This is a genomic window from Flavonifractor sp. An100, assembly GCF_002161175.1.
GTDB lineage: Bacteria > Bacillota > Clostridia > Oscillospirales > Oscillospiraceae > Lawsonibacter.
This window is the reverse complement of record NZ_NFMA01000043.1, coordinates 1-6,622: the sequence shown is the minus strand read 5'-3', so window position 1 is coordinate 6,622 and position 6,622 is coordinate 1. Positions and strand designations below refer to the sequence as shown.

7 protein-coding genes are annotated in these 6,622 nt (G+C 59.3%); 3 read left to right on the top strand and 4 right to left on the bottom strand.

The features are described from left to right. The 3 genes from istB to B5E43_RS15580 form a co-directional block, all read left to right on the top strand. The coding region (gene istB / locus B5E43_RS14550) for an IS21-like element helper ATPase IstB (RefSeq protein ID WP_206407013.1) at window positions 1-535 on the top strand (535 nt) is incomplete at its 5' end. 554 nt (window positions 536-1,089) lie between these two features. After that, window positions 1,090-1,530 carry an N-terminal phage integrase SAM-like domain-containing protein gene (locus B5E43_RS15585; RefSeq protein WP_275533027.1) on the top strand — a complete coding sequence of 147 codons (441 nt, stop codon included), beginning with the start codon at window positions 1,090-1,092 and terminating at the stop codon, window positions 1,528-1,530. Window positions 1,531-1,563: 33 nt separating this feature from the next. Beyond that, window positions 1,564-2,088 carry a site-specific integrase gene (locus B5E43_RS15580; protein ID WP_242964854.1) on the top strand — a complete coding sequence of 175 codons (525 nt, stop codon included), beginning with the start codon at window positions 1,564-1,566 and terminating at the stop codon, window positions 2,086-2,088. Window positions 2,089-2,600: 512 nt separating this feature from the next. On the opposite strand, the gene B5E43_RS14540 is transcribed toward B5E43_RS15580, so the two are convergent. From B5E43_RS14540 to B5E43_RS14525, 4 genes are all read right to left on the bottom strand, one after another. Further along, window positions 2,601-4,031, bottom strand: a complete 1,431-nt coding sequence (locus B5E43_RS14540; RefSeq protein ID WP_158099074.1) for a CotH kinase family protein — start codon at window positions 4,029-4,031, stop codon at window positions 2,601-2,603. A 4-nt stretch (window positions 4,032-4,035) separates the two neighbouring features. Next, window positions 4,036-4,716, bottom strand: coding sequence for a DUF4956 domain-containing protein (locus tag B5E43_RS14535; protein WP_087268431.1), 681 nt, complete (start codon window positions 4,714-4,716; stop codon window positions 4,036-4,038). A gap of 26 nt (window positions 4,717-4,742) precedes the next feature. Then, complete coding sequence (locus B5E43_RS14530) at window positions 4,743-5,453, bottom strand: polyphosphate polymerase domain-containing protein (protein ID WP_087337285.1); 711 nt, start codon at window positions 5,451-5,453, stop codon at window positions 4,743-4,745. Then, window positions 5,422-6,622: PepSY domain-containing protein (locus B5E43_RS14525; protein WP_087397870.1), on the bottom strand; the 1,201-nt coding region annotated here is incomplete at its 5' end. The genes B5E43_RS14525 and B5E43_RS14530, both read right to left, overlap by 32 nt.

Below are 6,622 nucleotides of genomic sequence, written 5' to 3'. Positions count from 1 at the left end.
TGTGTGGAACTCCGCCATTGAACTTCCTGGCGGCTTGCCACAGGAATACATGACCGACCTCCAGTTCCTTGCCCCAAAAGAGAACCTGATTTTTATGGGGAGCGTTGGGACGGGAAAGACCCATCTGGCTACGGCTATTGCTTTGAAAGCCTGCCAGGAGGGGCGGCGTGTCCGTTTCTTTACTGCGGCTGAGTTGGCAAACATACTGCTGGAAAAGAACACCAAGGGAACCTTGAACAATTACCTGGGTACGCTGAAAAAGGTAGAGCTTGTTGTGATTGACGAGATTGGTTTCGTCCCTCTGCACAAGGACGCCGCTGAACTGCTGTTCCAAGTGATTTCCGATTGCTACGAGCGCAAGAGCCTGATTATTACTTCAAACCTGGAGTTCTCTCAGTGGAACACTGTCTTTGGGGACAACCGCCTGACTGCGGCGCTCGTTGACCGGCTTATCCACCACAGCCATATTGTGATTTTCTCTGGGGAAAGCTACCGGCTTACCCAGTCCCTAAACCGCCAGAGGGCATACACTTAGGGTACTCAAAATTAGTGCAAAAGGGCTTTGGGCACCGATGTGAGCACTTGGCCCCTATTGGCACCGATGCGAGCGTTTGGCCTCCGGGGGACCGATGTGAGCATTAGGCCCCCAGGGCACTCACTCTTGCAAAAGGCCCTCATCTTTCCGGGTACTCAAAAGGTGAGCATTTGGTACTTGGGAAAAACATTGCTCACGACATGAAATCTGGTGCTGAAGGTGCTCACTTTTTTGGGGCCCTTTTGCTCACATTTTCGTTTGACAAACACATATTTCTACGCTGCTTAAAAAGCGGATCAAAGACTATTCCAATCCCAACATCCAGTATTGAGACAATTGAAAACAGAATATTGGCTAAATAATATCGCTGATAAGGTATGGCCGCAGTCTGAACCAACTGGTAAAGTATTCGCGGCACCACCACTGCTCACCGTGGACACACACTTCAAAATACTGGAAACGCTGGTGTCTCCAAAAGAGGGTCGGCACCAGATCTCGAACTGAAAGCCGCTCCGGTATCAACCCCTCCTCAGTGGTCATTAACCTACAGCTTGGTGATTATTTCCCCGGCTTCGGATGTTCGGAGTTCCAAGCCCCAGACGAGACCATCTATTTTAGCCACATGGCTGCCCACTTGGTATGAGCTCTATGCCAAACCAAATGTGCGTACCGCCACAGCAAACCGGTATGAACTCATCATCGAGCGCTACACCATTCCCAGGATCGGAAGCATCAAACTAACAAAACTGACCACCCGGCACCTACAGAAGCTCTACAAGGAGTTATTAGAGGACGGCAGAATACATGTTGGAAAAGGAGAAACAAAGGGACTAAGCACCACCACCGTCCGCAGCGTCCACCTAATGCTCCATGCGGCCCTGGAACGGGCGGTGAAGGAACGGCTTATCCCCAGGAATCCCACTGAAGATTGCATCGCTCCAAAGCCTCGCAAGATCGAGATGCAGATTCTTCCCTCTGAAGATATGCATGCCTAACTGGAGGCAGCCAAAGCCAGAGACTTGCTCCCCATGTTCTATCTGGAATTGGTCAGCGGATTGCGGAAGGGAGAGCTGGTGGCCCTACGCTGGGACGATGTGGACATCCAGAACAAAACCATCTCGGTCAGCAAACAGTATGTCCGCAACCCGGACGGCTCCCTGGAACTCACCCGGCCCAAGACAGAAAACTCCGTCCGCCTGGTATCTATCCCGCAGACAGCGGTGGAGCTGCTGATCCAGGAGCACAACAAACATCCGGACAGCCCCTACCTGTTCCCCTCCCCCATCACTGGAGAAATGTACCACCCGGATTCCGTAGTCAACCTCCACAAGAAGATCCTAAAGGACGCAGGACTGTCCCACATCCGTTTCCACGATCTGCGGCACACCTTCGCCACCCCAGCCCTTCAGAACGGTGTGGATGTCAAGACGGTGTCCTCCATGCTGGGCCACTATGATGCCGGGTTCACCCTTCGCACCTACACCCACGCCACACGGCAGAAGCAGGACGAGGCAGCAGCCACCATGGGCAGCTTCATGGCACAGGTCATATAGGGCAGAGAGAAAAAAGCCGGGCGGGAAGCGCAAACTTCCCGTCCGGCACTCTTTAGCCCTTTCCGCATGTTGGTCACGGTGTGGGTCAGCTGGTTGACCCACATTTTGACCCACACTAAAAAATCAAAAATTGCAACAAAAAAGCCTCGAAAACCGAAGTTTTCAAGGCTTTTTGGAGCTGCTAGGCAGATTCGAACTGCCGACCTCATCCTTACCAAGCGGCTTTGGAACTTTTTTCTAACTATTTTTCGTACTTTATAGCGATATACACTCCGATCTGCTTGCTTTCCGCCACTTTTTGAGCATCCTGTTTCCGTATACTCCACATCGCGCTGTGGCTGAAAATGTGGTCAAAAGCGCCTCCCCTCTTTTGCCGGCGGCACGTCCGCCGACAAAGTGGGGAGGCATTTTCTGCCCGTCTGCGTTGTAATTTTCGGAGGGAAATAATGTAATCCATTTATGCCGGAGGCAGCTCAAAATTTACGGGACAGTAAACAATATGAGCTACCCTCTTATTCCACCCCCGCAATTGCCGCGGCCTCATTCTGCCTCTCCTTCGCAGCCTCCAGGTCGTCGAAATCCCCCAGCGCCCGCAGATCCACATGGGAGGCGTCCACCCCCGCCCCCTGTTGGGCCAGGGTGATAGGGTAGTCCCCCTCCAGCTGTCCCCGAATGCTCTCAGAGCGCAGGCGGCACACCTCCAGCAGCGTGTCCACCGCCAGCAGATGATCCTCATAGGAGCAGAAGGTGGTGGGATCGACCTCCACATAGGGAGCGATCATGACCTGTGCCTGCCGGATGACTGCCTCATACCGGCCGCTCTCGAAATACTCCGAGAGCAGTTGGCCGAAATAGGCGTGGTACCGGGCAAAATAGTCTCTGTTTTTCATCAGATTGTGATACAGAGGCCGCTCCAGCATGACCTCCCCCCGGGCGGGGGTGTTCACCGGCCAGTTGATCAGCACGTCGGGGTCCCGGATGGGATCGGTCATGCCCAGGGCGTAGGTGCCGAAGGCTAAGTTGTAATCCCAGGGCAGAATGGAGAGTACCCCGTCCTCCTCATAGAGGAAGTAGTTGTGCCCGGTGTGGCCCAGGTAGCTGTCCCAGTTCATCACAAAGACCTGCACTGTAAAGTATCGCAGCACCTCGTTCACGTTGACCGCCGTCTCCAGATTTTCGCCGGTAGACAGCACCCGCAGGGCCTGGATCAGCCGCTCCCGGTCCGCCCCGTCCGTGTCAAACTTGGCGTTGTCAAAGATGTTGGGGTAGCGGTCGGGGTCATCGCCAATGTACTGCAGGGCCACGTCGGCGTTCTCCGCGTTCAGGGAGCGGTAGTCCGGCTTATAGAGCGCTCCGTGATCCGGGCCGAAATTCCGCCGGGCAAAGGCCTCCTCCGGCTCCTCGATGGCCAGAAACAGCCCCCAAGGCTGACCGTTCACCGTCACCCAGGCGTAGCTACACAAGGGCGCCGGTACCTCCATATAGTCCATCATGTCGTAGACCAGGTACGTTTTGAGATAACTGTTGTCCTGAAAGGAGGCGTCCAGGGAGAACTTGTCCAGGCCATGGTAGTTGCCCCCGTCCACATAGTGGTCGAATTCCAGCTTCAGACTGTACCGGGACAGGCCGTACTCCTCTGTCAGCCGGAGGGAGTTGTTCCCCTTGGCCCGCAGGCCCACCTGGTAAAACTCCTCCCCGTCGATGACTGCGGTGCAGGGGATATATTCCTCCGCCGGAGCGTTTTCAAGAAAGCCCGCCCAGTCCTCCACCCGCAGGTCCACCGTGTGGACCCGGCCATCGTCAAAGAGGCGGGAGGCGTACCCGGGCGCGGCGCTGGCGGGCCGGAGGCCCAGAGCCTCCCCGAAGCAGAGCAGACCGGTGAGGACCAGGGCCAATAGGATGGCCCCGCCGCAGATAAGATCGATATGCCGGTGGCGGATCATGGCCTCACCCCATGTAGTCCCCGTTGTAGGAGACCAGCACCACGTTCCCCACGCCCTCCATGGCCCCCAGCTCATTGACGAACTCCGTGTCGGCATCCCGCAGGCGCACCTCGTAGTTCAGCTCGATCTGGCCCGGGGCCACGCTCTTGCTCTTCAGATTCAGCCGCCGCACCCGGGCCTCCACCAGGGCGCGCACCTGCCCCTCCACATCCTGGTCGGCGCAGTGGACCACCAGGATGTAGGGGGACTCCCCGTTCTTCTGCCGGGAGAACACCAGCAGCACCACCCCCACAAATAGGCTGCCCACCACCGCCAGGGGGATCAGCCCCGCCGCCAGCACGATGCCCGCCGCGATGGCCCAGAACAGGAAGGCGATATCCATGGGCTCCTTGATGGCGGTACGGAAGCGGACGATGGACAGGGCGCCCACCATGCCCAGGGAGAGGACGATGTTGCTGGTCACCGCCAGGATCAGCAGGGTTGTGATGAGGGTGAGGGCGATGAGGGTCACCCCGAAGCTGGGGGCGTACATGACCCCGGCGTAGCATTTTTTATAGACCAGGAAGATGAACAGGCCCAGGCAGAAGGCCAGCGCCAGGGCGATGGCGGCGTCCGGCAGGGAGACCGCGTCCAGCCGCTCCAGAAAGCTGGATTTGAAGATGTCCTGAAAGGTGAACGTGGGCATGGCAGCCACACCTCTTTTCTTCGTTCTCAGTCAAACCGCCGGCACAGGGCGTATTTGGAACAGGCCCCCGCCCGGCGGCCCGGCGTCTGGACGGCCAGCCGCACCAGGTCGGGGAGAAAGGCATCGTACTTGACCTCCAGTACCGTCACCCCCTCCAGGGGCCTGAGGGGAAAGGCTCCTGGGGACAGGAAGCCGGCGCTGTCCCCGCAGGTGCGCAGGTCCCGGTCCAGGGTCACCCGGACGTTTCCGGGGGCGTACAGGAATGCCTCCCGGTCATAGCACACCACCGTCCTGGGCCGCAGCAGCGTCCCCCGGAGCTTGTGGTACAGCTCCGACAGCAGGGGCTCCCCCCGCTCCAGAAGGAAGGCGTCCTCCCCGGAGAGCAGCCGCTCCGCCTCCGACCAGGTCAGGCGGGCGGACCGCTTGCCGCACAGGCCGTTCACCTTAAATTTTTTCTCCAGCTTGAGAAAATCCGGGCGCTCCCCGTAGTACCGCAGGCGGAACTTCTCCCGCCGGTCCACCCCGTCCAGCTTCTCCCGGAGGGCGGTATCGTAGGGGGTGTCGAAATACAGGCTGGTCACCCGGTAGGAGCCGTCCGGCCCGGCGTGGCCGTCCCGGGGAAAGAGCTTCCCCAGCCTGGAGGCGAGCACCAGATCCTCCTGGGGAGAGATCTGGTGCTTGACCTCGTGGCGCAGGCGGAGGGGCTCAGTCGTCCCAATCGTCGTCCCAGTCGTCATCGTCGTCCCAGTCGTCATCGTCGTCCCAGTCGTCATCGTCGTCCCAGTCGTCATCGTCGTCCCGGTCGTCGTAGTCCGTGTCGTCCCAGCCGTCGTCATCGTCGTCCCAGTGGTCCTCGCCGGTGGGGTCGCCGTACCAGTCGTCGTCATCGCCCCAGTCGTCGTAGTCGGTGATGCCATCGGCATTGGGGCCGTAGTCGGTGTCGTCGTAATCGGTGATGCCGTCGGCGTTGGGGCCGTAGTCCGTGTCGTCGTAATCGGTGATGCCGTCGGCATTGGGGCCGTAGTCCGTGTCGTCGTAATCGGTGATGCCGTCGGCGTTGGGACCGTAGTCGGTGTCGTCGTAATCGGTGATTCCATCATTGTTGGGGCCATAGTCCGTGTCGTCATAGTCGGTGATCCCGTCGGCATTGGGGCCGTAGTCGGTGTCGTCGTAGTCGGTGATCCCGTCGGCATTGGGGCCGTAGTCGGTGTCGTCGTAGTCAGTCACGCCGTAATCGGTGATCCCGTCGCTGCCCGGGCCATAGTCGGTGTCGTCATAGTCCTGGAACTCCGCGTCCATCTCGGTGACCTTGCCGGTGTAGGCGTTCACCTCATACTCGTACTCCACGCCGTCCAGGACGAATTCCACCTCGTACTCCCCGTCGTCCAGGTCGTACTCCTTCTCCACAAACTGCAGATCGTCCCGGCCCAGCTGGGTGGAGAGGATGCTCTGAGCGGCGGAGGCGTTGATGTACCCCTTGTCCCCGTAGGCGTCGTCGTAGTCATCTTGGTCCAGGGTCACGGCCTGGGAGCCGATCTGGTCGGTCTCCACCACCAGCCGGACCGCCTCGGCCAGTTCGTTCAGGAACTGGTCATTGGGGTAGACGGAGCCCCGCTCCAGCTTCAGGATGATGTTCTTCTCGTGGCCGCCCACGGTGGCGTCGAAGTAGCCCAGGGCATTGATCTCGTCCACCAGCTCTCCCACCACCTGGGTACAGGGCCGGCCCTCATAGCCGGTGTAGGAGGCCAGCAGGGTCTGGGCCTCCTGGTTGCGGCCGGTGAGGGCCACCACGTTGCCCAGATCGTCATAGTCCATCTCGATCTCCGGGTTCACGCTCAGCAGGACGGTGCCGGCCACGCCGCCGCTCTCTTCCAGGAGGGGGGCGCTGGTGCCGGGGGTCTCGGGG

Excerpts from the sequence above, each read along its gene's own strand:
- B5E43_RS15580 (WP_242964854.1), top strand. The coding sequence starts at position 1,564 with ATGTTCTATCTGGAATTGGTCAGCGGATTGCGGAAGGGAGAGCTGGTG.
- B5E43_RS14530 (WP_087337285.1), bottom strand. The coding sequence starts at position 5,453 with ATGACGACTGGGACGACGATTGGGACGACTGAGCCCCTCCGCCTGCGC.
- B5E43_RS14540 (WP_158099074.1), bottom strand. The coding sequence starts at position 4,031 with ATGATCCGCCACCGGCATATCGATCTTATCTGCGGCGGGGCCATCCTA.
- B5E43_RS14535 (WP_087268431.1), bottom strand. The coding sequence starts at position 4,716 with ATGCCCACGTTCACCTTTCAGGACATCTTCAAATCCAGCTTTCTGGAG.